A 25,529-nucleotide genomic window follows, 5' to 3' on the forward strand; every position below is an offset into this window, starting at 1 on the left:
GAATTCGTCTGCAAGGCGTGGACCACTCAGCCCGAACGCTTCAGACTAAATCCGCTCCAGCAAATGCCGGGACTAAATAGCTAGGTTTGCGCGTTCTATAAATTCTGAAAATGTGCCAAGATCGATTGGAGGTTTTGGCGGGAGTGGCGGTGGCATGAATGCACGCACTTTTTCGCCCGCGACCGATGTTTCGATCCAGAGGCCGAGGCGGTCCTGATCCGGCATAAGGCAAGGATCCTTTCGTTAGCTTTTATCTAACGAAAGGATAAGGCCCAATCCTTGTCTTAGGAAGGGTTTTGTATATGTTTCGTTCCAGATCCCCGCGGGAAATGAGCGGTAACTTGAAAACCGTCCTTAGGATCGCACCTTGGCAGCAACCTTCACAGAGACATAGGGTAGCCGGCGTTCTGCGTCTTTAGCGTCACCCCCTACGATCAGCCGCCCAGCAGCCTCTCCACTTCGGCGGCGATGCTCAGCAGACGGCGGTCATGGCCGTGGCGCGCCACCAGCATCAAGCCGGCCGGCAGCGCCATGCCTGGCATCGGCAGGGAGATCGCGCAGAGGTCGAACTGGTTGGCAATCTGCGTGTTGCGCAGCAGCAGGCTCTCCGTGCGGTCGCGCAGCTCGGCATCTTGCGTCAGGGAAACGATGGTCGGCGCCGTCACCGGTGTCGTTGGCAGAGCCAGCACATCGACCGATGCCAGCCGCTCATCCATGGCGGCAACCAACGCGGAACGGCGACGCAATGCCCTGATGTAGACCGGCGTCGGCAGCATTGCTGCCCGTGACAAAGGTCCGCTCACATGCGGGTCGACCGGCACCGGAGCGCCTGCCGCCAGCCAGTCGGCATGCACTTCGGCCCCCTCCATCGCGGCGATCGAACCGCGTTTGGTGACCGCGCGAAGGTCCGCGATCATATCGTCGATCGAAAAGTCCGCGATCCGTGCGCCGGCCTGCTCGATCTTGCCGAGGCAGCGCTCGAACGCTGCCGCCACCGCGCCTTCAGTTTCTCCGAAAAGCAGCCCGCGCGGGATACCGATGCGCATCCCGGCAACAGCAAGCGGCGCCAGCACCGCCAGGTCTTCGCCCGCCATCACAGCATCGGCCGCGGCGCATTGCGCCACGGTGCGGGCGAGCGGGCCGACCGAGTCCAGCGTGGCCGACAGCGGAAAGGCGCCAGTGAGCGGCACCCGCCGCGCCGTCGGCTTGAAGCCGACGACGCCGTTGAGTGCCGCCGGAATACGGATCGATCCGCCTGTATCGGAACCGATGGAGATTTCGCTCGTCCCCTCGCCGACGGAAACGCCGGCGCCGGAGGAAGAGCCGCCGGGAATGCGGTCGGCATCGGCCGCATTCCCGGGCGTGCCATAGTGCTGGTTGTCGCCGATGGCGGTAAAGGCGAACTCGGTCATGTTGGTCTTGCCGATGATCACCGCGCCGGCTTGCCGCAGCCGGCGCACAACCATGGCGTCGCCAATTGCCGGCGCAGCATCCTTGAGCAGCAGTGATCCGGCCGTGGTCGCCTCGCCGCGGACATCGAACAGGTCCTTGATCGAAACGATCGTTCCGTCGAGCGGTCCGAGCCTCACGCCGGCCCTCCGCCGCGCGTCGGCGGCATCGGCTGCGGCTCGCGCGGCTTCGGTATAGAGTTTCGTGAACACACGTTCTCCGCCGGCACGGGCGGCGAGGCGCGCCAGGACGGTTTCCAGATGATCGCGGACGGATTGCATCTTCGGTGTCGGACTCCGGACCTCTGGGACGTCTTAAGCTTAGCAGCCGGCGCGTGGCGTGCCGAGACTTAACCCGGTGCGGGCGGTTTTGCACCCCTGGGGACGCAAGGAAGAGAACGATGCTCTACAAAGGCAACTGTCATTGCGGCAAGGTCGCCTTCGAGTTCGAGGCGGAACTGACCGGAGCCGTGCGGTGCAATTGCTCGATCTGCTCGCGCAAGGGCGCCTTGCTGTGCACCGTCCCGCATCGGGCGCTGCGGGTGCTGGCCTGGAGCGACGAGATCGGCACCTACACATTCGGCAACCATGCCATCGCGCACCGCTTCTGTCGCACCTGCGGCATCCACCCTTTCGCCGAGGATGTGCACGAGGGGAGTGAACGCAGCGCCTATATCAACATCAACTGCGTCGCCGATGTCGATCCGTCCACCTTGTCGATCTTCGACTTCGACGGGCGTTCAGCCTGAATTTCACCGGCGGCCTGCCGCGTCCGCCTGTCAGCGACGCCGCCGCCACAACGGCAATGGCCCGAGAACCTTGATGGATCTCGGGCCGTTGCCCAGGTCAGGGATGATTGTCGCGAGAGCCTACCCGGCGCGCTTCGGGCCGAGCAGGAACACCACAACGGCGGCCAGCAAAGTCGCCGCGCCGCAATAGGCGAAGGCACTGGCGACGCCGGCATGGTCGACCAGCAGGCCGCCGAAGACGGCGCCGAGCGCAATCGCCACCTGGAAGGTCGCGACCATCAGGCCGCCGGCGCTCTCGGCCTGATCGGGCGCGGCCCGCACCAGCCATGTCTGCAGGCCGACCGGCACCGCGCCGAAGGCAAAGCCCCAGGCCGCGACGGCCGCGGCGGCGATTACCGGCGAGGCACCGAAGACCAGCATCGAGGCGGCGGCGGCTGCGATCAGCAGGGGAGCCAGCGCGACGGCGGCCTTGAGATTGCGTTCGGCCAGAATGCCGCCGGCGATATTGCCGAAGAAGCCGCCTATGCCGTAGGCCAGGAGCACCAGCGAGATTGTCTCGATGCCGAGCATCGGGATCTTCTCGAGGAAGGGGCGCACATAGGTGAAGCCGGCAAAGTGCCCCGAAGCGACCAACAGCACGACCAGCAGCGCCACCCTGATCGACGGGCGCTCGAGCACCTCGAGCAAAGTGCGGAAACTTGCCACGCCCATCGGCGGCAGCTTCGGAATGGTGGCCACCTGCACCAGCAACGCCAGCGCGGCGACGACCGTGGCGATCATGAAAGCCGTGCGCCAGCCCCAGATATCGCCGACATAGGCGCCGACAGGGGCGGCGGTGACGGTGGCCAACGAAACGCCGGTCAGGATGATCGACATGGCGCGTGGCATCAGCCGCATCGGCACCAGCCGCAAAGCCATGGCCGCCGACATCGCCCAGAAGCCGCCCAGCGCAACGCCGAGCACGACGCGGGCAAGCAGAAGCATGGACAGCGACGAGGCAAAGGCGGCCAAAAGGTTCGAGGCGATGAGGAATGCCGTCAGCATCCACATCACCAGCCTGCGGTCCATGCGCCGTGTTATGATCGCCATTGTCGGAGCGGCAATGGCGCCGACGATCGCGGTCGCGGTGACCGCCTGTCCCGCCACGCCTTCGCTGACGCCGAGATCGCTCGCCATCGGCGTCAACAGGCTGGCGGGCAGGAATTCCGCCGTGACGAGACCGAAAACACCAAGCGCCAGCGAGACGACGGCCCCCCATGCCGGCTCGGTTCGTTCCTCCTGATCGACAGTATTCAATAGGGCGGCGTCGACGACGCCCGTCGCGGGTTCGGCCATGGTCAGTCTCCGATGAAGTTGCAGCGCAACATTTGGCTGCACTGCAACATAGGGAGTGACGGCTTGGAGTTTCCATGCTAGAAACACCATTATGTTTGACCGTTCGTCCAAAATTCCGACCACTGGCGATCCGCTGACCGACATATTGCGCGGGCTGCGTCTCGACGGCGTCGACTACGCCCGTTGCGAAATGCGGGAGCCCTGGGGCATCCAGTTTCCGGCCCAGGCAGTGGCGCGATTCCACTTCATCGGCCGCAAGGGCTGCTGGCTGATGCAGCCCTCGGGCGAGTGGGTCGAGCTCAAGGCGGGCGACGCGGCGCTGCTGCCGCGTGGCGCAGCGCATGTGCTGGCAAGCGAACCGGGCACCAAGGCTTGGCCGATCCAGGGCTACGCCGCCGAAGAAGTCTGCAAGGACGTCTATTGCATGTCCAGCGAAGCCATGTGCCCCGATGGTCGCTGTCCGGGCACGCTGCTGTTTTTCGGCAGCATGTACTTCAACATCGATGGCCTGCATCCCCTGCTCGGCATGATGCCTGACGTCATGCGCGCGCATGAACTTGAAGCCTATGAGCCGGGTATTCCGCATCTCCTGGACTCGATGGCGCGTGAAGTGACGATGGAGCGCGTCGGCTCCGGCGGCATTCTGGCGCGGCTCGCCGACGTCCTTGCCGCCACCGTGATCCGCTCATGGGTCGAGCGCGGCTGCGGCGATTCAAGCGGTTGGATCGCGGCGGTCAGGGACCCGGACATCGGGCGCGTTCTGGCCGCCATCCATCTCGAACCGGACCGCGACTGGACCGTCGAGGCGCTCGCCAGGATGATGGGCGCCTCGCGATCGGGCTTTGCCGAGCGTTTTGCCACCATTGTCGGCGAGACGCCGGCCAGGTACGTCACCCAGGTGCGCATGCACCAGGCCCGGCAATGGCTGGTGCGCGATCGCCAGAAGATTTCCGTCGTCGCTACACGCCTGGGCTATGAGTCGGACGCCGCCTTCAGCCGGGCCTTCAAGCGCGTCATCGGCTCGGCTCCCAGCCACCTGCGTGCCGAGGAACATGCAGAGATCCGCCAGGCCGGCTGAAGCGCAAGGCCGTGACTTCAGGCTGGCGCAATTCCGTCCGGAATTGCGCGAAGAGATACAGCAGTTCAGCGTTTCCGTGGGAGGCTGAACTGCTGTAGGAATCGGCATGGACTTGACCTCGCCCAACGACACTGCGCCGGCCCCGGGAGGTGCGCTGACCGAGATGTTGCGCGCGCTGCGGCTCGAGGGCGTCGACTATGGCCGCTGCGAATTGGGCGCGCCGTGGGCCGTGCTTTTTCCGGTGCAGAAGGCGGCGCGGTTTCATTTCATCGGCCGTGCCGGATGCTGGCTGCTTTCGCCACTAGGCGAATGGCTGGAACTGAAAGCCGGCGATGCATTGCTGTTGCCGCGCGGCGCCGAGCATATCCTCGCCAGCGCACCCGGAGTGCAAGCCGAACCGCTCGAAAGCTACAGCGTCGAGCCCTTGCAGGACAATGTTTACGCCGTCTCGAACGGCGGCCATGGTGCAAAAACCCTGCTGTTCTGCGGCAGCATGCACTTCAACCGCGATGGCTCGCATCCACTGCTGGCCATGATGCCGGATATGCTGCGCGCGAAGGAGCTGATGGCCGGCGAGCCAGGCATCCCGCATTTGCTGGAAGCCATGGCCGACGAGGCGACGAGCAACCGGACCGGCTCCGGCATCATGCTGGCGCGGCTGGCCGATGTATTGGCCGCGGCCATCATCCGCTCGTGGGTGGAGAACAGCGCCGGTGATATTACGGGTTGGATCGCAGCGATCAAGGATCGAGACATCGGCCGCGTGCTGGTCGCCATTCATCGGCAGCCTGACAGGAACTGGACCGTCGAAGCGCTGGCCCGCGAGATGGGCGCCTCACGGTCGGCCTTTGCCGAACGTTTCACGGCCGTCGTCGGAGAGACGCCGGCAAAATATGTCGCCGGCGTACGCATGCATCAGGCAAGGCGGTGGCTCCTGGAAGATGGGATGAGGGTGTCGGTGATCGCCGCCAGATTGGGCTATGATTCGGAAGCGTCGTTCAGCCGGGCCTTCAAGCGGATCGTCGGCAGCGCGCCCAGCCATTTGCGCGCCGCGGGCGGCGGCTCGGGAAAAGGCTAAATCAACGCTGTTTGGAGTGGCGATTTCCGGCCTGGATGAATTGCCAAGTGTTCCGGACAGAATGCCATTCCCGGTTTGGCCATTTGCAATAGCTTGCCGTCCAACAGACGAGCGCCGGCGGCAACTCGGCCCGAAGAGGAGAAGCGATGCCAAATCATCTGAAAATCCTGGCTCTGGCCGCAATGCTCGCTATCCCCGGCCATGCCTTTGCCCTTGAGGACAGCTATCTGCCGGCCAGCAAGATTCCCTATGTTTCTGAGGCGCCGGACCAGCCGCAACGCCTCGGACCGCTATGGGGAGAAAGGGCCAAGGGCCCTGCCGGAACGTTGCTGAAAGTCCCGGGCAAATGGCGCGCTCCTGTTCACGCGCACACCGCCGATTATCGCGCCGTGGTGATCCGGGGCCTATGGGCGCACTGGCAGATGGAAGGCGGCGAGGCGAGCAAGGTCGAGCTGCCTCCCGGATCTTACTGGACCCAGAAGGCCAATGAGATGCATGACGACGCCTGCCTCTCGGACACGGAATGCGTGATCCTGCTGATCAACACCGAGCCCTATGAAACCTACCTGCCGAAGTAGAGGTGCGGGACGGCTGTCCGACCGGCATTGCCGCGGGGCTTTTTTTTTAGGGCGCTGTCCGGAACATCGCATTCGCGATAATTCGCCTCATCCGGCGTGCCGCAAACTCACGCCGCTGCCCTTGTCGAACAGCACCACCTTGTCCGGATTCCAGGCAAAGCGCACCGGCTGCTCGATCGCGACATCGGTCCGTGCCGGCACCGTGGCGCGCAGCGTGGTCTCGCCCACGCGCAGCGTCAGGATCTTTTCCACGCCATGGTTTTCGACGTCGTGGACGCGCGCCTCGACCGGCGCGCCGCTCTCGAGATAGACGTCCTCGGGGCGGATGCCGAAGACGAGCGGGCGACCGTCGGTCGCCGCACTCGCCCTGGCTCCCCCCGAAAGCGGCAATTCGAAATTCAGCGGTGCCATGACCGCACGATCGTTGACCAGCCTGCCGTCGATGAGGTTCATCGGCGGCGAGCCCACGAAGCTCGCCACATAGGTGTCGCGCGGATTGTTGTAGATCTCGTGCGGCGTGCCGGTCTGGACGATGCGGCCATGGTTGAGCACGCCCACCTTGTCGCCCATCGACATCGCCTCGATCTGGTCGTGGGTGACGAACAGGAAGGTGGCGCCGAGCTGCATCTGCAGGTTCTTCAGTTCCGTGCGCAGCGCCTCGCGCAGTTTGGCGTCGAGCGCCGACAGCGGCTCGTCCATCAGGAACACGCGCGGCTTGCGCACGATGGCCCGGCCGATCGATACGCGCTGCATCTCGCCGCCCGAAAGCCGGTCGGTCTTGCGGTCGAGCAGATGCTCGATCCTGAGCGTGCGTGCCGCGCGGTCGACGCGGTCCTTGATCTCGGCATCGGGCAGCCGCCGGATCTTCGGCTTCAGCGGGAATTCGAGGTTTTCGCGCACCGTATAGCGCGGGTAGAGTGAATATTGCTGTAGCACCAGCGCCACGTCGCGCTCGGCGGCGCCCCAGTCGGCAACGTCGATGCCGTCGATGAAGACCTGGCCCTCGCTCGGCTTTTCCAGTCCGGCGATCAGCCGCAGCGTCGTTGTCTTGCCCGCGCCCGTCTCGCCGAGCAGGACGAAGAATTCGCCATCGGCGATGTCGAGGTCGAGCCCGGTCAGGGCCGTGTGATTGCCGAACGTCTTGGAGATGTTCTTGAGCTGGATATGGGCCATCAGAGTCTCACTCCGAGCGACTTGCCGCTCGCCGCGTCGAAGAAATGCGCCTGTGTCGGATCGATCCTGGCGAACACCCTCTCGCCGGGACCTGAAATGAAGCCGCTCTTGGTGCGGGCGCGCAGCATCTTGGAGCCGACTTTCAGGTCGACGATGTCGAACGAGCCGAGCGGCTCGACGATCTGCGTCTCGACCGGCATGAAACCCTCCGCCGCCTCACGGCGGATGAGGACGCCTTCCGGCCTGATGCCGAGTGCCAGCCGGCCGCCCGCATGGCCGTTGAGCTTCGACAGGAGCGCGCGCGGGAATTCGAAACCGGTTGGCGCATCGCCCACCGTCACCGAGGCCGACGAGGCTTTTTCGGCAACCGCCGCGTCGGCCACGTTCATCACCGGACTGCCGACGAATTGTGCCACGAACAGGTTGGCCGGGTGCGAATAGACCTCGTCGGGCGAGCCGACCTGCTGGAGCACCCCCTCATGCATGATGACGATGCGGTCGGCGAGGCTCATCGCCTCGATCTGGTCATGGGTGACGTAGATGGTGGTCGAGCCCTGCTTGATGTGCAGCCGCTTGATCTCGGCCCGCATCTCCTCGCGCAGCTTGGCGTCGAGCGCGCCGATCGGCTCGTCCATCAGCATCGCCTTCGGCCGCCGCACCAGCGCCCGGCCGATCGCCACGCGCTGCATGTCGCCGCCCGACAGCGCCGACGGTTTCTTGCCGAGCAGGTCCGTGATTTGCAGCGTCTTGGCGACCGAGCGAACTTCCTGGTCGATTTCGCTCTTGCTCTTTCGCGTAGCGCGCAAGGGAAAGGCGATGTTCTCGTAGACGGTCATATGCGGGTAGAGCGAGAACGACTGGAAGACCATGGCGATGTCGCGGTCGGCGGCCTTCAGATGCTGGATGGGCTTGCCGTCGATGAGGATGTCGCCCTCGTCGATCGTCTCCAGCCCGGCAATGGCGCGCAGCGTCGTCGTCTTGCCGCAGCCCGACTGGCCGAGCAACACGATGAACTCGTTGTCTTCGATCCTGAGGTTGAGGTCCTTGATGACCTGGACGGCGCCGAAGAACTTCTGGACGCCGCGAAGCTCGATCTGGGTCAATGCTGCGCTCCCGGATTTCGCTGCGGATCGCCTGACTGGCCGGTTCCGGCTTCCTCTTGCGGTGCGATCTTGGAGGTGATGTTGAAACCGATCAGGCCGATCAGGATGATGGTCAGCCCATAGCTGTGCAGCAGCAAGCTCCAGGGCTGGCATAGCGCGACGATGCCGAGCACCATGAGCACCTGGCTGCCCGGCTCCAGATATTTCTGGTTGATGGCGCGAAAGCTCATTTGCGGATCGCTCCGAAGGACATGCCGCGCAACAGGTGATTACGAAGCAGGAAGGTGAAGATGGCGACGGGAAGCAGGAACAGGAAGGTGCCGGCGGCGATCACCGTCCAGTCCGGCAGGCCGGAGCCGACCTGGCTCGGGATGAAGGGCGGTGCGGTCTGGGCGCGGCGATTGGTCATGATCAGCGCGAAGGCATATTCGTTCCATGCCGTGATGAAGCAGAATACGGCCGTGGCGGCGATGCCGGTGGCGGCTTCGGGCAGCACGATCTTGAAGAAGGCTTCCATGCGCGTATAGCCGTCGACGAGTGCCGCTTCCTCGTACTCCTTCGGAATCTCGTCCATGAAACCCTTCATCAGCCAAACCGAGAAGGACAGGTTGAAGGCGGTGTACAGGATGATCAGCCCGATATGGGAATCGTTGAGGCCGACCGCCCGGTACATCAGGAACATCGGGATCGCCACCACCACGGGCGGCAGCATGCGGGTCGACAGGATGAAGAACAAAAGGTCCGCCTCGCCCTTGACCCTGAAGCGCGAGAAGCCATAGGCGGTGAACGTGCCCATGCCGACCGCCAGCACCGTCGAGGTGATCGCGACGATCAGCGAATTCATGAAACGGTTCGGATAGCCCGACCATTGCACCTGGCCCTTGCCGTCGCGCACGATCTTTTCGCCGCCGTCGAAGACGACGCGTTCCCACCAGGGCGCCGCCGCGTATTCTTCCGGCGAAGGCGGGCTGCGCAATTGCGAGCGCTTGGTGAACAGCTTCACGAAGGGCGATATCTCCGGCTGGAACACGACCGTCGGCGGGATGGTGGTGGCAAGGTTGCGCGGCTTGAACGCCGTCGAGGCGATCCAGTAGATCGGCGCCAGGAAGATCACCGTCGCCACCAGCACGGCGACGATTGCGACGCGGTTGAGGGCGATCTCGGAAGAAGTGCGGACGGCGGCCATCTCAGCGCTCCTTCACTTTGTTGAGATATTTGACGTAGATGTTGGTGATGGCCAGCACCATGATCAGCACGATGTAGGCGAGCGCGCAGGAGCGCCCGGTCTGCCATTCCTGGAACGCCATCTTGTAGAGCCGGATCGAGATCAGTTCAGCCGTCGGCTGGGTGGTCAGGATGTAGGCCAGATCGAAGGTCTTGAACGCTTCCATGGTGCGGAAGATGACGGCGATCATCAGGATCGGCGCGACCAGCGGCAAGGTGATGCGGAAGAAGGTGTAGAACGGACCGGCGCGATCGATCGCGGCGGCTTCGTAGAGGTGCTTCGGCACCGCCGAGAGGCCGGCCAGCGACAGCAGCATGACGAAGGGCGACCACATCCAGATGTCGGTCAGCGCCACGGCGTAGAGCGCCATCTTGGGGTTGGCCAGCCACTCGAAATTGCCAAGCCCAAGCGCATAGTTGATGACGCCCCATGACGGGTCGTAGAGCAGTTTCCAGAACAGGCCGACGACGGCCATCGACAGCATCATCGGCAGCAGCAGCAGGGTCGTCAGCAGGCCCTTCAGCGGGATGTCGCGGTTGAGCAGCATCGCCACGCCGAAGCCGACCAGCAACTGTCCGGCGACCGAGATGATCACGTATTTGGCGGTGATGGCGAAGTTGGACCAGACATAGGGGTCGCTGAGCAGGTCGCGGTAGTTCTGCAACCCGACAAAATTCGCGGGCGCGTTGGTCGAGGCGCGGAAATCGGTGAAGGAATAGCCGAGCGAGTAGATCAGCGGAAAGATGTTGAAGACGATCAGGAACAGGATCGTCGGGATGATGAAAAGGTTACGGATCGAAATATCGCTAAGGCCACGCGCGGCCGCGCGTGAAGATCTGTCCAGCGTGGTGATCATCGTGGTCGCCAAGACCCTGCTCCCGCTTGAAGAAAAAGAAACGGAGGAGGCATGAGCGCCCCCTCCGTGGGACATGAACGATTATTGGCCGCGGCCGTATTTCTTGAAGGTCGCGTTCCAGTCGGCGGCCAGTGCGTCGAGCGTTTCCTTGGCGGTGCCTTCGCCGCCGATCATGTAGGGATAGACGCGCTGGTTGAGCTGCTGGAGCAGTTCGGCATATTCCGGCACCGCCCAGAAATCCTTCACCTTGAACATGGTCTCGTAGAAGGCCTTGTTGTAGGGCGTCGCATTCTGGAACTCTTCCGACTTGAGCACCGCCGCGCTGCAGGTATAGCCGCCGAGCGCGGCCCACTTCTTCTGGGTCTCGTCCTTGATGAACCATTCGAGGAACTTCATCGCCTCGTCCTGCTTCTGCGAGTAGGAGACGATGGAGATGCCCTGGCCACCGAGCGCGGCGAACTGGTCGCCGTTCGGCCCGGGAGGATTGGCGAAGAAGCCGGTGTTCTTGGCGTTCGGGTTCGACGCCTCGTTGATCAGCGAGGGGAAGAACGCGAAGTAGTTCATGCTCATCGCGGCCAGATTTTCGGTGATCGCCTGGTTGTCCTCGACGAAGAACGACTTGGCCCAGCCCGGAGGCGTGAACTTGTAGAGTTCCTTATAAGCGTCGAGCGCCGCGACGGCCTTGTCGGAGTTGATGAAACCATCGACCTTGTAGGTCGAATAATCACCCAGCTCGCCGCCATAGGAGAACAGCACGTTCTCGAAGCCCATCGCCATCGCGTCATAGGAATTGTCGGTGTAGATAGCGATGCCGTATCTCTTCTGGTCCGGCCGGTGGAAGAATTCGGCGATGTCGCGCAGCGCCTTGAAATCCTTCGGCACGTCGAGTTCGTAGCCGTATTTCGCCTTGAAGGCTTCCTTCTCCTTGGGATCCTCGAACCAGTCCTTGCGATAGGACCAGCCGACGGCGTCGCCTTCGAGCGGGATGGCCCAGTACTTGCCGCTGTTGCCGGGATATTCGGCGTAGTACTTCACCGTCGCCGGCGCCATCACCTCGCCGAGCTTGTGCTTGTTGAAGAAGTCCGTGAGGTCGACATAGTGGCCACCGGTCGAGCCGGCGCCCAGCCACTGCGAGTCGCCGACGACCAGGTCGTAGGCGTCGCCATGGGCGTTGAACTCGGTGAAGGCCTTGGTCTGGAAGTCGGCCCAGGGCGTGGTTTCCACCGTGATCTTGACGCCGGTTTCCTTCTCGTACTCGTTGCCGAGTTCCTGGAGGTAGTTGGCCGGATCCCATTCCGCCCAGAAGATGGTGAGCGATTTGTCCTGGGCGTAGACGGATGTTCCGCAGGCAAGTGTCAAGCCGATACCAGCAAGCAAGCTGGTCACTATCTTGCGCATGATGTTTCCTCCCTTGTGCGCATTCTACCGTATCAAGCGAGCCGGCAAACGGGGCCGGCCCTGGTAGTTCCTCCCTTGGTCGCGCCTTCCGGTTTGGAGCCTCCTCGCCCGCCCGGAAATGGATCGCAGCCCTCACTTTCGATCCGCTTTTCTCCTTTGATCTGGTATTACCAATTTTGAAGCTCCGTCAAGCCCTTTCTTGAGCAATGGTGACAGCCTGAAGTCACGAATTCCAGCCTTATCTGCCTGTTTTTCCTAAATTTTCCTACTCATTGATAGACATCGGCCTTGTTCATGCTTCAGCGTTGCGGTTAATATCGGCAACCAGCATGCAAATCTGGTAGAACCAGATGCATGCTATTTCGTGACCCTTGTCGGTTCGATTGCTTTTGCTTCGGACACTGATTCCGCGATCGCCGCGCGCACCAGGGTGCCTGCCGCCCACTGGGCGACGGACATCGTCCGGCGACCGTCCAGTCCCCAGATGTCCTTCAGCACGATAAGCACCTCGACGCCGAAGATCAGCGACAGCGCCTGCGCCAGCCGCTTGAGGTCGCGCGGCGGCAGCCGCCCCTTGAGCGGCGCAAGCGCGTCCTGAAGCAATTCGACGCGGTGGCCGCGCTTGAAGGCCGGTTCGCTGCCCAAGGTACCGGCCTGGCGCCGCGCCCACTGATCGAGCGACAATTTCAATGCCGCCTTGAATGTCGCCTCGAAAGCCTCGATGCGCGGCATGGCCGTGTCGAAGAGCTCGGCAACGCGGCGCTCGGCATCGGCAGAGGTGGATTTCCAGGTGAGGATCGGCCCGAGCCCCTCGTCGACCACTGCCTGCACCAGTGCCGCCTGGCTCGGAAAATATCGATAGGCGGTGGCGCGGGACACCTGCGCCGCCTCGGCGACCTCGCTGACCGAAGGTGTTGCGCCTGCCTGCATCAGCCTCGTCGCCGTCTCCAGCATCAGCCGTTTGGTGCGCGCGCGTGGCCCACGCTCGGGTCCCCCGGCGGTGTCCCCGCTTGTTGCGGCGTGTTGACGTGAGACATCCATATCAATATGATACGCGCGTCTCAAAAAATTGCAATGACCTCCTCGTTTTCGGAATGGCTAGGTTGACGCTCTGTATAGCACTGAGCCTTGGGTGACTTGGACCGGCAGAGGGAGGCATCGATGAAGCGCATTTATGTGGTGGGCACCGCGGATACCAAGGGTGAGGAACTTGCCTTCCTGGCCGACGCGATCGCCGCCACGGGTGCCGCTGTCTGCCGGGTCGACGTCGGAACGCGCGGCGCGAGCGTTCCGGTCGACATTGCCGCTGAGGATGTGGCAGGCCACCATCCTGGCGGGCGAGACGCGGTGCTCGCCGGCAATGACCGCGGCGCGGCGGTCGCCGCCATGGGCATCGCCTTCGCTCGCTTTGCCCAATCGCGAAACGACATTGCCGCCATGATCGGCATCGGCGGCGGCGGCGGCACGTCGATCATCAGCGCAGGAATGCGCACGCTGCCGCTCGGCCTGCCCAAGGTCATGGTTTCGACGCTCGCTTCCGGCGACACCGCGCCCTATGTCGACATCTCGGACATCATCATGATGCCATCGGTGACCGACATGGCCGGGCTGAACCAGCTCTCGCGTGTCGTTCTGCACAATGCGGCCCAGGCGATATCGGGCATGGCCGCCGGACCGCCGCCGCCGCCCGAGGGCAAGCCGTCGATCGGCCTCACCATGTTCGGCGTCACCACGCCGTGTGTGACGGCAATCGCAGATCAGCTCCGTTCGACCTATGACTGCATGGTGTTTCACGCCACCGGTACCGGCGGCCGCAGCATGGAAAAACTGGCCGACAGCGGCTTGCTGTCCGGCCTCATCGACATCACCACCACGGAGGTCTGCGATCTCCTGTTCGGCGGCGTGCTGCCGGCGACGGAGGATCGTTTCGGTGCCGTTGCCCGCACCCGCCTGCCTTATGTCGGCTCGGTCGGCGCGCTCGACATGGTCAATTTCTGGGCGCCTTCGACCATTCCGGACCATTATCGCGGGCGGCTGTTCTACGAGCACAACCCGAACGTCACGCTGATGCGCACGACGGCGCAGGAATGCCGCAAGATCGGCGGGTGGATCGGCACAAGGCTCGCCCGCTGCGAGGGGCCCGTGCATTTCCTTATCCCGGAGAAAGGCGTCTCCGCGCTCGACATCGAAGGCGGCGCCTTCTTCGACCCGCAAGCCGATGCCGCCCTGTTCGAAGCCATCGAGCGCACGATCAAGCCGAACGCGACGCGCCGGCTGACGCGCCTGCCGCTGCACATCAATGATCCCCGATTCGCCAAGGCCGCGGTCGCGGCTTTCCTCGAAATCGCCAGACAGTGAGATCCAAGACATGCCGGCAATACCGCGCAAGGACATACTGAAGAAATTCAGGGGAATGATTGACAAGGGCGTGCCGATCGTCGGCGGCGGCGCCGGCACCGGCCTGTCGGCCAAGGCCGAAGAGGCCGGCGGCATCGACCTCATCATCATCTACAATTCCGGCCGCTACCGCATGGCCGGCCGCGGTTCGGCCGCGGGCCTGCTCGCCTATGGCAATGCCAATGAGATCGTCAAGGAGATGGCCTACGAGGTGCTGCCGGTGGTCAGGAAGACGCCAGTGCTGGCCGGTGTCAACGGCACCGATCCGTTCGTCATCATGCCGCTGCTGCTCTCCGAACTGAAGACGATGGGTTTTTCCGGGGTGCAGAATTTCCCCACCATCGGCCTGTTCGACGGCAGCATGCGACAGAGCTTCGAGGAGACCGGCATGGGTTTTGGGCTTGAGGTCGACATGATCGCCGAAGCCCGCAAGCTCGATCTTCTGACCACGCCCTATGTCTTCAACCCGGACGAGGCGCGCGCCATGACCAGGGCCGGCGCCGATATCATCGTCGCCCATATGGGCGTCACGACAGGGGGCTCGATCGGCGCCACCTCTGCCAAGTCGCTCGACGATTGCGTGGTCGCCATCGACGCGATCGCCGAAGCGGCCCGTTCGGTGCGCAAGGATGTCATCCTGCTTTGCCATGGCGGGCCGATCTCGATGCCGGACGACGCCCGCTACATCCTCGAACGCTGCAAGGGGCTGCACGGCTTCTATGGCGCGAGCTCGATGGAGCGATTGCCGGCGGAAGCGGCGATCGCCCGGCAGACCGCCGATTTCAAGGCCGTCGCGCTTGGCGGCCTGAAGACGACCACGAAGAAAAAGAAGGGATCATGAGAATGACCGACAAGAGCAAGATGTTCGTGTATCCGAAGGATGTCAGCGCCTTCGGGTTCGACTGGGGAAAATTGTCGCTGACGGTCGCCCCGGAAGTGAACGGCGCGACCCGTTTTTCCGGCGGCGTGGTCGACCTGCCCTCGGGCAAGGGCCATACCCGTCATAACCATCCGGGCGCGGAAGAAATCATCTTCGTCATCTCCGGTCATGGCGAGCAGATGGTCGAGGACGAGCAAGGCAATCCGGTTGTCGAGAAGGTCGGCCCCGGCTGCACCATCTACGTACCGGAGAGCCGCTTCCACTCGACGCTCAACACCGGCGAAGGGCCGATGCAGCTGTTCGTCGTCTATTCACCGGCAGGGCCGGAATTGGGATTGCGCGAACTGCCGGATTTCAGGTTGCTGCCGGCCGGGAATTCCCCTCGCTCGCGACTTTGAGGCGCCCTTCCGATATGCTATGTTCCAGCATACCTCCTTGAGAGAGAACGATCGTGCGATGACGCGGTTCAGTCCCCAGGAATTCGTGGAAAAGCTCGCAACGGGCAGCCTGCCGGACGGCAACCCGGCCATGGCAGTCGGCGGTATTGTCAAGGCCAACGACGCCGATCCGTCAACGCTTCTCTTTTCGACCGATCTGTCCTGTGAATCCTGGATACCCGTGCCGCTGAGCTTGATCCAGACGGTCGAGCAGATACGGACGGTCAACTGCAAAGACCACAAGCATCCGCTGGTCAAGATCGCTTTTACACCGCCCTCGCCGGATCAACGTGACATCAATGCCCTGCTTATGATCATGGCCGGGCTTCAGAGCCAACTTTCCTGGTTCCATCGCAACGCCAAGTCCGGCAGTCCGTGGGCGTCAACGTTTGCATCCGATTGCGCTGTGGTCTCCGCATCCGAGGGGCTTACCATATGCTGCACCCAGACGATCGACGGAAGATTGGAAGTCGTCTGCACAGGAATGGTTTAATGCATGTCGCGCAAAAGTGAGCGGCAACGACAAAGCACCGCGCATGAATTCGTCTCGACGCGACGCGCTTTAGAGACAATCGAGACCGGCACGCTCATTTGTAATGTGGCAGGTTACATGCCACCCCGGTTCCATCCCCGACCCCGATCCCCGAACATCACATAGCCGGTATCGGTAACCGCCACCGTATCCTCCAGCTTGATGAAGCCGCGCGTCGGGTGAAGCATGGTCGTCTCTACCGACAGTACCATGTTCCGCTCCAGCGGCTTGGCCGCATAGGTGCCTTCATAGGTCACCGGATGGTTGGTCATCAGGAACGGCGCCTCATGCGTGATCAGGCCCATGCCGTGAGCGAAGAAATCCGTGTAGGGCGCGACCTTGGATTTTTTCAGCGCGCCTTCGGCATGGGAAATCATGTCGCCGCCCAGCGTACCCGCCTTCACCTTCGAGAACGCCGCCTGCTGCACCGCCTCGACCTCGGCCAGGAGATCTTCCAGCTCGGCATCCGGTTCGCCCAGAATGCCCATCCGGCAGAGGTCGCCGATATAGCCATGATAATTGCCGCCGGAATCGATCGACAGCACTTCACCCTTTTTCCACGCCTGCGGCGAGGCGGCGCGGTTGTGGCTGGAGCCCAGCGTCAGCAGGCAATATTCGAAATGCGCGCCGCGATTGGTTTCCTCGCGCCGAAGCTGTTCGATCATCTCGCTCTTGGTCGTGCCTTCGCGTGCCCATTGGATGGTGGCCAGCATGGAATCGGTGATCAGCTCGGAGGCGATACGCAGTTTCTCCAGTTCGGCCTCGGTCTTGATGGCGCGCATGCGCTCCAGCATGCCGGTGGCATCGACCAGCTTGGCGTCGGGGAGCGCTTTGCGGATGAGGGCATAGGCGTCCGACGGCAGGAAACCCGGCTCGATGCCGATGCGAGCGTCCGCCTTGCCGATCTTGCGCACATGCTCGACGGCGAGATTGGCGGCATCGAGCGTGCCCCAGCAGGCGGCATGCAGCGTCGGCGTCCAGAACGGGTGGTTCTGGTGTTCGCCACCCTCCATGCGGTTGCCGATATAGGCGGCGTGGTCCGGGCCGCCTTTTTCGTAGATCACGATCGGCAGATAGCGGCTGTGGCCGATCGCATCCATGGCGGCGAAGAAGATGAACTTGTAGCCGCCGAGCAGATATTGGGTGTTGTGCTTGGATGTCGCGAGCAGGACGTCGATATCAGCCTCTTCCATAAGCCTATCGACCCTGGCGTGGTCGAATGGGATGTCGCCGACGGCGTTCTTGCCCGGAGCTATGTTCATGTCTCTCTCCCTGAATGTCCGCGCGGATCGGCTGGACTGCCGGCTGCCTGATCCCGATCTCCCGACTTCAGGTCAAATCTGCACCATTTTGGTGTATCTGGTCCAGCCAGAAACAGGGTCGCCCGACTGGGCGCGCGTCACCGATCCCAGTCATTTGAGGCGTACCACCTGATCTGGTCTTACCGGGCCAGGTCTATCGACCACTCTCCCGTAACTGGTCCAGCGAACAAAAATTTCAAAGCCACGCCACGATGCGCCAATTCCGTCTCTGGCGAAAGCCTCGGCAAGGCCCATAATCAAACGTGCATGGAAACGCCCGAAAGGCCTCCGTGGAAGATATGAGATAGAGGGGGAATAGGATGATGCCGGAGTTCAGGATTTCACGCCGCACGGTGCTTGCCGGCTCTGCCATGCTTCTGGCCTCCACGGCGATGCCGACCTCGAGCTGGGCGCAGACGCCGAAGAAGGGTGGCCGGCTGGTGCTCGCCGCCGATTCCGAGCCGCGCAACCTCAACCCGGCCATCGTCGCCTCCAACGGCGTCTTCTTCATCTCCAGCAAGATCGTCGAAACGCTGGCCGAAGCCTCTTTCGAGGGCAAGGACGGGCTTGCGCCGCGGCTGGCGGTCAGTTGGGAAGGTGCCGTCGACGGGCTGTCGGCGACCTTCAAACTGCGTGAGGGGGTCAAATGGCATGACGGCAAGCCGTTCACCTCGGCCGACGTCGCCTTCTCGGCGCTGCAGATCTGGAAGCCGCTGCAGAATCTCGGCCGCACCGTGTTCAAGGATCTTGCCGCGGTCGATACCCCTGACGAATTGACCGCCGTGTTCAAATTCGCCAAGCCGACGCCCTTCCAGCTGATCCGCAACGCTCTGCCGGCGCTGAGCAGCGTGGTGCCGAAGCACATTTACGAAGTCGGCAAGATCGAGGACAACCCGGCCAACAACGCGCCCATCGGCACCGGGCCGTTCAAGTTCGCCGAATACAAGGCCGGCCAATACTACCGGCTGACGAAGAACACGGACTATTGGGGCAAGGACGAACCCTATCTCGATGAGATCATCTACCAGGTGCTGCCCGACCGCACCTCGGCGGCGAGCGCGCTGGAGGCCGGAGAGATTCAGCTCGCCGCCTTCTCCGCCGTGCCGCTGGCCGATCTTGACCGCATCTCGAAAGTGCCGGGCCTGAAGGTCATCACCAAGGGCTATGAGGGATTGACCTACCAACTCGTCGTCGAGATCAACCATCGCCGCAAGGAGCTCGCTGACCTCAAGGTGCGCCAGGCCATCGCGCATGCCATCGACAAGGATTTCGTCGTCAAGACGGTGTTCCTCGGCTATGCCGCCACCGCCACCGGCCCGGTGCCGAAGAACGATCCGCAGTTCTATACCGCCGATGTGCCGACCTATGCTTTCGACGTGGCCAAGGCCAATGCGCTGCTCGACGAGGCCGGCTACAAGAAAGGTCCGGACGGCAAGCGGTTCTCGCTGAAGCTGCTGCCGGCGCCTTATTTCAATGAAACAAAACAGTTCGGCGACTATCTGCGCCAGGCGCTCGCCGCCATCGGCATCGACGCAGAGCTCGTCAACAACGATTCCGCCGCGCATATCAAGGCGGTCTACACCGACCACGCCTTCGACCTCGCCGTCGGCCCGCCGGTGTTCCGCGGCGACCCGGCGATCTCCACCACCATCCTGGTGCAGAGCGGCATTCCGGACGGCGTGCCGTTCTCCAACCAGGGCGGCTACAAGAACGATGCACTGGACGCGCTCATCGCCAAGGCATCCGAGACGCTGGACACATCCGCCCGCACCGACCTCTACAAGGAGTTCCAGAAAGAGGTGGCAGCCGACCTGCCGCTGATCAACGTCGCCGAATGGAGCTTCATCAGCGTCGCCCGCGACACGGTCGGCAACATCGCCAACAACCCGCGCTGGGCGGTGTCGAACTGGGCGGACACGTATTTGGAATCGTGACAGTATTTCGCGGATGAAAGTTCGCGAGGAAATGATCGTAGACGTCGAGCTCTACGAGGCCCCCCTCTGTCCTGCCGGACATCTCCCCCTCAAGGGGGGAGATCAGCAGCTTGTCCAGCTCGCCAATTCTGCAAAGTTGGGGATTGGCGAAGACGTTGATGACAGCCAATCTCCCCCCTTGAGGGGGAGATGTCCGGCAGGACAGAGAGGGGTGCCTCGCCGTGACATTTCCTTCTGTCCCCTCGCGCGTTCGAGACCCGCATGAACCGCGCCCTCACGCTCCTCCGCCGTCGCCTCGTCGGCAGCGTCTTCGTGCTTTTGATCGTCGTCATCGGCACCTTCCTGTTGCTCGAAGCGGCCCCCGGCGACGCGGTCGATGCCTATATCGTCTCGACCGGCGGCGATGCCGGCATGATCGAGCTGCTGCGCCATCGCTGGGGCCTCGACCAGTCGGAGTTGACGCGGCTCGCCAACTATCTCTGGACGCTGCTGCATCTGGATCTCGGCCAGTCCGTCACCTTTTCGCGGCCGATCCGCGACGTGATCCTCGAGCGCCTGCCGACCACGCTGTGGTTGATGGGCAGCGCCACCGCGCTTTCCTTCGGCCTCGGCTCGGCGCTGGGCATCTATGCGGGCGCCAGGCCGGGCAGTTTTCGCGACCGTTTTCTCTCCATCGGTTCGCTGGCGCTCTATGCCGTGCCGGGTTTCTGGCTCGGCCTGGTGCTGATCGTCGTCTTCGCTGTCGACCTGCGCTGGCTGCCAATCGGCGGCATCGAGACCATCGCCTCCGGCAAGGCCGGCCTCGACCGCGCGGCCGACATCGCCATCCATCTCGTCCTGCCGGTCTGCGCCCTCGGCTTCATCTACCTGGCGCTTTATTTGCGGATGATGCGCGCCGGCATGGCCGAGGTCTGGCGGCAGGACTTCGTGCTGGCCGCCCGCGCCAGGGGCTTGTCGCGCCGCCGCATCGTGCTTGCCCATGTCGCCCGCAATGCGCTGCTGCCATTGGTCACGATGCTCGGCCTGCAGTCGGCGCAGATGCTGGGCGGCAGCGTCGTCATCGAGAGTGTCTTTGCCGTGCCCGGTCTCGGCCGGCTGGCGCAGGAAGCGGTGGCCGCGCGCGACACGCCCTTGCTGCTCGGCATCATCCTCGTCAGCGCCGTGCTGGTCATCGTCATCAATCTTCTCGTCGATATCGCCTATGCCTTTCTCGACCCGCGCGTCGGTGCCAGCGAGGCCGGCACATGAGCACGCTTCGCCGCTTTCTGCGCACGCCGGAGTCGGTCGCCGGCGCCATCCTCCTGGCGGCATTGTGCGCCATGGCCCTGTCGGCGCCGCTGCTGTTCCCGGGCGACCCGCAAGCCATCGCCGGCCCGGCGCTGCTGCCGCCCTTCCAGGACTGGTCGCTGCCGCTCGGCACGGACCGCCTCGGCCGTGACGTGCTGGCCGAGCTTTTCCATGGTGCTCGCACGTCGCTGGCCGTCGGCGTGGCGGCCGCCGCTGCCGCTCTTGCGGTTGGCGCGGTGGTTGGCACGCTGGCCGGCTTTGCCGGCGGCCTGACCGACGAGGCGCTGATGCGCGTCACCGATGCCTTCCAGACCGTGCCGGGCTTTCTGCTGGCGCTAGCCTTCGTCAGCGTGGTCGGCCCTTCGCTCGGCGTCGTCGTGGCGGCAATAGCGCTCGGCACCTGGACCGGGCCCGCGCGCGTGGCCCGCGCGGAAGTGCTGTCGATCCGTGAGCGCGACTACGTCGCCGGCGCGCGCGTCATCGGCATGCATCCGCTGGAAATCGCCTTTCGCGAGGTACTGCCCAATGCCTTGCCGCCGGTGCTGGCGCTGTCCTCGGTGATCGTGGCAGCAGCGATCCTCACCGAGGCGGCTTTGTCCTTCCTCGGCCTTGGCGACCCCAATCGGGTCACCTGGGGCGGCATGATAGCAGAGGGCCGCGCGGTGCTGCGCACCGCGCCCTTCCTGTCGATCGTACCCGGCATAGCACTGGTTCTGACGGTGCTCGGTGTTTACCTCGCCGGCGAAGGCATCGTCGAGACGACGGCGGTCAGAAGAGGCCTGTCGTGACCGCGCTGGCTTCGATCCGCGACTTGGCGGTAAGCTACCGCCGCGATGGCAGCGAGGTCGCCGCGCTAAAGACCATCAGCCTCGACATTGCGGCTGGCGAGCGGCTCGCCATCATCGGGGAAAGTGGCTCCGGCAAGAGCACGCTGGCGCTGGCGATTGCGGGACTCCTGCCGCAGTCTGCCAAGGTAGGAGGCCAGACTGATTGGTTTTCGTCGACGTTGTGTGCCAAGGCTCCCCCCGTAGAGCACCACCCGCAAAAGTCTGCCTCCAAACCGAGCCGCACCCCCCTCCTGGGGAAGGACATCGGCTTCGTCTTCCAGGATCCCTCCGCCAGCCTTGATCCGGTCATGCCAATCGGCAAACAAATCGCGGAAGTCGTGCATACGCATCTCGGCCTCGACTGGCGGCAGTCCTTCGCCAAAGCCAGAACCCTGCTCGAACGCGTCCGCCTGCCCGATCCGGACTCCGCCCTGCGCGCCTATCCGCATCAGCTGTCCGGTGGCCAGAAGCAGCGTGTGGCTATTGCAGCCGCGATCGCAGCCGGTCCGAGACTTTTGATCGCCGACGAGGCGACCAGCGCGCTCGACACCATCGTGCAGGCCGAGATCGTCTCGCTGATCCGGCGGCTGGCGACAGAAGACGGCATGACGCTGCTGTTCATCAGTCATGACATTGCGCTGGCCGCCGAGCTTGCGGACCGCATTGCCGTATTCCGGCATGGCGAATTGATCGAACTTGGCGCCACGCAACAGATCGTCGGTGCGCCAACTGAAGCCTACACGCGCGCGCTGCTCGACGCCCATATCGGCCTCGACGCCGAACCGCTGCACCACGGTATGATCGCATGAGCGCCCCTGTGCTGGCGGTTTCCAACCTGACCAGGCACTACCGCCGTGGCGGCAAGACGGTTAACGCGGTCGACGATGTTTCCTTCGAAATCAGGCCCGGCGAGACGCTGGCGCTGGCCGGACCCTCCGGCAGCGGCAAGTCGACGATCGCGCGACTGGTGTTGCGGCTGATCGAGCCGGATGCCGGCCGGATCGACTTCGAAGGCCATGATTTCCTGGCTCTGGGCGGCGCCGGCTTGCGTGCGCGTCGCGCTCGCTTGCAGATGGTGTTCCAGGATCCGCTTGCCGCCTTCAACCCGCGCGCCACGGTGGCGCGCGTGCTTGACGATCCCTTGCGCATCCACGGCGTCGCCTCCCGTTCCGAGCGCCCGCGTCGCATCGCCGCCCTGCTGGAGCGCGTCGGCCTTGCGGCGGAGCTTGCCTCGCGCTCCATCCACGAAATCTCGGGCGGCCAGCGGCAGCGGGTGGCGATTGCCCGCGCCATAGCCCCGAAACCCTCGCTGATCGTGCTCGACGAAGCGGTGTCGGCGCTCGATGTTTCGGTGCGCGGACAGATCCTCGATCTTCTGCTCGACCTGCAACGCCAGGAACGGATCGCCTATCTCTTTATTTCGCATGATCTCGGCGTCGTCAGGGCCGTAGCCCACCGCGTCATCCTTCTCGACGGCGGGCGGATTGCCGAGAGCGGCGATGCCCGCGCCGTCATCGATGGGCCGCGATCGGCTATCGGCAAGGCGCTCGTGGCGGCCACGCCAAAGCTCAGAAGAACCACGCAGGAAGCATCATGACCGACCCCCAAGCCAGAGCCGAGCAACTGTCGCGCGAACTCGATTCCGCATTCCGCAACCGGGCCGACCTCTATCGCCTGTTCCTGGATGAGTTGACCGGAGAGCTGGGCGCCGAAAGAGCCGAGGCGATCATGACCCGGACCATCGAGCAGCGCGGCAAGGAAGTGGCCGCCGCGGCCTTCGCCGCATTCGGTCCCAACGACGCGCGCTCAATCGGCGAAGCTTTCCTGTCGGTCAGCCCGGATGACGGCCGGATGTATCCGACCGATGTCGAACGCGGGCCCGACCGCATCGCCTTCAAGGTGAAACGCTGCCCTCTCAAGGATGCCTGGGTCGAGGCCGGCGTCGGCGAGGAAAAACTCGCCACGCTCTGCCGCATCGCCGGCGCCTTCGACCGCGGCCTGTTCGAGGCGACCGGCGTGCGTTTCGACAATGTCACCTGGACGCCCGGCCACGGCGGCGGCTGCTGCCATATCGCGCTGACCAACCGCGATGCCGGCTAGCAATTGGTGGCCTTAGCCGCCGACCATCAGCCTGACGACCTCATCATGGTTGGTCTCGGAGATCTTGCGCTCGCCGGCCTGGATCCCGCGCCGCAGCACGACGATGCGATCGGAAACGGCGAAGATGTCCTGCAAATTATGCGAGATGAAGATCACGCCGCGCCCTTGCGCCTTGAGCTGGTGGATGAGCGAAATCACCTTGCGCTGCTCCGGCACGCCGAGCGCGGCCGTCGGTTCATCCATGATCAGGATCTGAGCATCCCAGTAGACGGCGCGGCCGATGGCCACGGCCTGCCGCTGGCCGCCGGAGAAATTGCTGACCGGCGCATTCAGTCGGCTGACGTGGAAGTCCAGCCGCTTCATCGTCTCCCTGGCGGCCTCGGCCATGGCCTTGCGGTCGAGCACTGGCAGGAAACCGAATGCCTTGCGCATGGGCTCGCGGCCGAGGAAGATGTTGGCACCGATCGACAAATTATCGGCCAGCGCGAGATCCTGGTAGATCGTCTCGATGCCCTTTTCGCGCGCCTCCTGCGGCGTGGCGAAAGCCACCGGCTGACCTCTGAGCAGGATTTCTCCGCCCGTCGGCTGGAACACGCCCGATATTGCCTTGATCAGAGTCGTTTTGCCGGCGCCATTGTCTCCGGCAAGCGCCACCACTTCGCCCGGCCGCACGGCCATGGAGAAATCATTGAGCGCCCGCACGGCACCGAAATGCTTGGAAAGGTTCCGGACTTCGAGAAGGGGCTCGGTGCTATTCATCCTGACGGGCTCCACTGAACCGGCGCTGCGCCTGGTCGATGAGAACGGAAATGATAATGACGACGCCGACCGCGATGAACTGCCAGAACGGCTCGACATTGACGAACACCAGCCCGTACTGAATCACCGCGATCACCAGCGCGCCGGCGACGGTGCCGAAAATGGTGCCGGAGCCGCCGAACAGGCTGGCGCCGCCGATCACCACCGCCGCGACGCTGTCGAGCAGCAGGGGTTCGCCGGCCTGCGCGGCACCGGCGGTGAAGCGCGCCGCATAGAGCGCGCCGCCAAGCCCGGCGCACATTGCCGACAGCACATAGAGCCGCAGGATATGGCCCCTGATGTCGATGCCGGCGCGGCGCGCGGCCTGGACATTGGCGCCGATGGCGTAATTGTGCTGGCCGAACCGGGTCTGGCTGAGCAGATAGTGCATCACGACGACGAAGACGGCGGCGATCATCACCAGATAGGGCACGCCATGGAACTTGCCGTTGCCGAGCAGTGCGAACCAGGAGTTCTGTACCGGCACCGTCGTGCCGCCGGCAAGCAGGAAGGCGACACCGCGGGCGACGCCGAACATGCCGAGCGTGCCGATGAAGGGCGGGACCCTGAGCCGCGAGATCAGCAAGCCGTTGATGACGCCGGGCACGCCGGCCACGATCACCGCGGCAAGGATGCCGGCAAGCATGGCCAACGGCAACGGAATGGCGGCGCCCGCCATGTTGGTGGCATGCGCGGCGATGACCGCGGCCAAGCCCATGATGAAGCCGAGCGACAGGTCGATGCCGCCTGAAATGATGACGAAGGTCTGCCCGGTCGCCAAAAGCAGCGGCGCCACGGCGAAGATCGCGATGGATTGCAGATTGAACGGATTGAGCACGAAAGTGGCACCGAAGGCGCTTCGCGACCAGATCTCGAAACAGATGATCAGGCCTGCGAGAAACAGCCAGGCGCGCCCCTCGGCGATGCGTGCGATCCAGCTCCTGGCCGGATCGCCGTGGTCGGCCTGGGGAGCGACATGCTTCTCGGCTGGCTGTGCTGGTGATGTCGAGGTCAT

At 63.8% G+C, this 25,529-nt stretch carries 26 protein-coding genes; 14 read left to right on the forward strand and 12 right to left on the reverse strand.

Annotation, left to right across the window (positions count from 1 at the left end):
- Positions 1-434: 434 nt before the first annotated feature.
- Complete coding sequence (locus LB566_RS29560) at positions 435-1,730, reverse strand: amidase (RefSeq protein WP_224629637.1); 1,296 nt, start codon at positions 1,728-1,730, stop codon at positions 435-437.
- A gap of 119 nt (positions 1,731-1,849) precedes the next feature.
- On the opposite strand from LB566_RS29560, the gene LB566_RS29565 reads away from it, so the two are divergent.
- Entirely contained in the window at positions 1,850-2,197 is a 348-nt protein-coding gene (locus tag LB566_RS29565) for a GFA family protein (protein ID WP_224629639.1), read from the forward strand.
- 120 nt (positions 2,198-2,317) lie between these two features.
- On the opposite strand, the gene LB566_RS29570 is transcribed toward LB566_RS29565, so the two are convergent.
- Positions 2,318-3,532 (reverse strand): MFS transporter, encoded by a 1,215-nt coding sequence (locus LB566_RS29570; RefSeq protein WP_224629642.1) that lies wholly within the window; start codon positions 3,530-3,532, stop codon positions 2,318-2,320.
- A 91-nt stretch (positions 3,533-3,623) separates the two neighbouring features.
- On the opposite strand from LB566_RS29570, the gene LB566_RS29575 reads away from it, so the two are divergent.
- The 3 genes from LB566_RS29575 (at position 3,624) to LB566_RS29585 (ending at position 6,266) form a co-directional block, all read left to right on the forward strand.
- A complete protein-coding gene (locus LB566_RS29575; protein ID WP_224629645.1) occupies positions 3,624-4,610 on the forward strand; it encodes an AraC family transcriptional regulator in 987 nt (328 codons plus the stop codon).
- 106 nt (positions 4,611-4,716) lie between these two features.
- Complete coding sequence (locus LB566_RS29580) at positions 4,717-5,688, forward strand: AraC family transcriptional regulator (protein WP_224629646.1); 972 nt, start codon at positions 4,717-4,719, stop codon at positions 5,686-5,688.
- Between the two features lie 146 nt (positions 5,689-5,834).
- Positions 5,835-6,266, forward strand: a complete 432-nt coding sequence (locus LB566_RS29585) for a DUF4437 domain-containing protein (RefSeq protein WP_140549436.1) — start codon at positions 5,835-5,837, stop codon at positions 6,264-6,266.
- A gap of 87 nt (positions 6,267-6,353) precedes the next feature.
- Here LB566_RS29585 and LB566_RS29590 read toward each other — a convergent pair whose 3' ends face one another.
- The 7 genes from LB566_RS29590 to LB566_RS29620 all read right to left on the reverse strand — a co-directional run bounded on the left by LB566_RS29590 (position 6,354) and on the right by LB566_RS29620 (position 13,062).
- Positions 6,354-7,439 (reverse strand): ABC transporter ATP-binding protein, encoded by a 1,086-nt coding sequence (locus LB566_RS29590; RefSeq protein WP_140549435.1) that lies wholly within the window; start codon positions 7,437-7,439, stop codon positions 6,354-6,356.
- Positions 7,439-8,542, reverse strand: a complete 1,104-nt coding sequence (locus tag LB566_RS29595) for an ABC transporter ATP-binding protein (protein ID WP_224629647.1) — start codon at positions 8,540-8,542, stop codon at positions 7,439-7,441. The genes LB566_RS29590 and LB566_RS29595 overlap by 1 nt, the downstream gene beginning before the upstream one ends.
- Complete coding sequence (locus tag LB566_RS29600) at positions 8,539-8,772, reverse strand: hypothetical protein (protein ID WP_140549433.1); 234 nt, start codon at positions 8,770-8,772, stop codon at positions 8,539-8,541. Before LB566_RS29600 ends, LB566_RS29595 begins: the two co-directional genes overlap by 4 nt.
- Positions 8,769-9,728 carry a carbohydrate ABC transporter permease gene (locus LB566_RS29605; RefSeq protein ID WP_140500406.1) on the reverse strand — a complete coding sequence of 320 codons (960 nt, stop codon included), beginning with the start codon at positions 9,726-9,728 and terminating at the stop codon, positions 8,769-8,771. The genes LB566_RS29600 and LB566_RS29605 overlap by 4 nt, the downstream gene beginning before the upstream one ends.
- A 1-nt stretch (position 9,729) precedes the next feature.
- Entirely contained in the window at positions 9,730-10,635 is a 906-nt protein-coding gene (locus tag LB566_RS29610; RefSeq protein WP_140549432.1) for a carbohydrate ABC transporter permease, read from the reverse strand.
- A gap of 69 nt (positions 10,636-10,704) precedes the next feature.
- On the reverse strand, positions 10,705-12,021 hold the full coding sequence (locus tag LB566_RS29615) for an ABC transporter substrate-binding protein (protein ID WP_224629648.1): 1,317 nt from the start codon (positions 12,019-12,021) through the stop codon (positions 10,705-10,707).
- Between the two features lie 357 nt (positions 12,022-12,378).
- The gene (locus LB566_RS29620; protein WP_224629650.1) at positions 12,379-13,062 is read right to left on the reverse strand and encodes a TetR/AcrR family transcriptional regulator; all 684 of its coding nucleotides are present in this window, start codon (positions 13,060-13,062) and stop codon (positions 12,379-12,381) included.
- A gap of 120 nt (positions 13,063-13,182) precedes the next feature.
- On the opposite strand from LB566_RS29620, the gene LB566_RS29625 reads away from it, so the two are divergent.
- Genes LB566_RS29625 through LB566_RS29640 form a run of 4 tightly spaced genes read left to right on the forward strand, consistent with a single transcriptional unit; the run spans position 13,183 to position 16,228 of the window.
- Positions 13,183-14,379: a Tm-1-like ATP-binding domain-containing protein gene (locus LB566_RS29625; RefSeq protein ID WP_224629652.1), complete on the forward strand. Its 1,197-nt coding sequence runs from the start codon at positions 13,183-13,185 to the stop codon at positions 14,377-14,379.
- Positions 14,380-14,389: 10 nt separating this feature from the next.
- Positions 14,390-15,259 (forward strand): phosphoenolpyruvate hydrolase family protein, encoded by an 870-nt coding sequence (locus tag LB566_RS29630; protein WP_224629655.1) that lies wholly within the window; start codon positions 14,390-14,392, stop codon positions 15,257-15,259.
- Positions 15,260-15,261: 2 nt separating this feature from the next.
- Positions 15,262-15,696 carry a cupin domain-containing protein gene (locus LB566_RS29635; RefSeq protein ID WP_224629658.1) on the forward strand — a complete coding sequence of 145 codons (435 nt, stop codon included), beginning with the start codon at positions 15,262-15,264 and terminating at the stop codon, positions 15,694-15,696.
- 19 nt (positions 15,697-15,715) lie between these two features.
- Positions 15,716-16,228 (forward strand): hypothetical protein, encoded by a 513-nt coding sequence (locus LB566_RS29640; protein WP_224629661.1) that lies wholly within the window; start codon positions 15,716-15,718, stop codon positions 16,226-16,228.
- A gap of 113 nt (positions 16,229-16,341) precedes the next feature.
- On the opposite strand, the gene LB566_RS29645 is transcribed toward LB566_RS29640, so the two are convergent.
- Complete coding sequence (locus LB566_RS29645; RefSeq protein WP_224629664.1) at positions 16,342-17,529, reverse strand: M24 family metallopeptidase; 1,188 nt, start codon at positions 17,527-17,529, stop codon at positions 16,342-16,344.
- A 362-nt stretch (positions 17,530-17,891) separates the two neighbouring features.
- Between LB566_RS29645 and LB566_RS29650 the strand changes: the two genes are divergently transcribed.
- From LB566_RS29650 to LB566_RS29675, 6 genes are all read left to right on the forward strand, one after another.
- The gene (locus tag LB566_RS29650) at positions 17,892-19,502 is read left to right on the forward strand and encodes an ABC transporter substrate-binding protein (RefSeq protein WP_224629667.1); all 1,611 of its coding nucleotides are present in this window, start codon (positions 17,892-17,894) and stop codon (positions 19,500-19,502) included.
- A 261-nt stretch (positions 19,503-19,763) separates the two neighbouring features.
- Positions 19,764-20,750, forward strand: coding sequence for an ABC transporter permease (locus tag LB566_RS29655; protein ID WP_224629670.1), 987 nt, complete (start codon positions 19,764-19,766; stop codon positions 20,748-20,750).
- A complete protein-coding gene (locus tag LB566_RS29660; protein ID WP_224629673.1) occupies positions 20,747-21,577 on the forward strand; it encodes an ABC transporter permease in 831 nt (276 codons plus the stop codon). The genes LB566_RS29655 and LB566_RS29660 overlap by 4 nt, the downstream gene beginning before the upstream one ends.
- A complete protein-coding gene (locus tag LB566_RS29665) occupies positions 21,574-22,425 on the forward strand; it encodes an ABC transporter ATP-binding protein (protein ID WP_224629676.1) in 852 nt (283 codons plus the stop codon). Before LB566_RS29660 ends, LB566_RS29665 begins: the two co-directional genes overlap by 4 nt.
- Positions 22,422-23,213: an ATP-binding cassette domain-containing protein gene (locus LB566_RS29670; RefSeq protein WP_224629678.1), complete on the forward strand. Its 792-nt coding sequence runs from the start codon at positions 22,422-22,424 to the stop codon at positions 23,211-23,213. The genes LB566_RS29665 and LB566_RS29670 overlap by 4 nt, the downstream gene beginning before the upstream one ends.
- Positions 23,210-23,716, forward strand: coding sequence for an L-2-amino-thiazoline-4-carboxylic acid hydrolase (locus LB566_RS29675; RefSeq protein WP_224629681.1), 507 nt, complete (start codon positions 23,210-23,212; stop codon positions 23,714-23,716). Before LB566_RS29670 ends, LB566_RS29675 begins: the two co-directional genes overlap by 4 nt.
- Positions 23,717-23,728: 12 nt before the next feature.
- Here the strand turns inward: LB566_RS29675 and LB566_RS29680 are convergent, their stop codons facing one another.
- Both LB566_RS29680 and LB566_RS29685 read right to left on the reverse strand, forming a co-directional pair.
- Complete coding sequence (locus LB566_RS29680) at positions 23,729-24,475, reverse strand: ATP-binding cassette domain-containing protein (RefSeq protein ID WP_140500435.1); 747 nt, start codon at positions 24,473-24,475, stop codon at positions 23,729-23,731.
- Positions 24,468-25,529 carry an ABC transporter permease subunit gene (locus tag LB566_RS29685; protein WP_140500436.1) on the reverse strand — a complete coding sequence of 354 codons (1,062 nt, stop codon included), beginning with the start codon at positions 25,527-25,529 and terminating at the stop codon, positions 24,468-24,470. The genes LB566_RS29680 and LB566_RS29685 overlap by 8 nt, the downstream gene beginning before the upstream one ends.

The organism is Mesorhizobium sp. CA13 (assembly GCF_020165235.1).
Classification (GTDB): domain Bacteria; phylum Pseudomonadota; class Alphaproteobacteria; order Rhizobiales; family Rhizobiaceae; genus Mesorhizobium.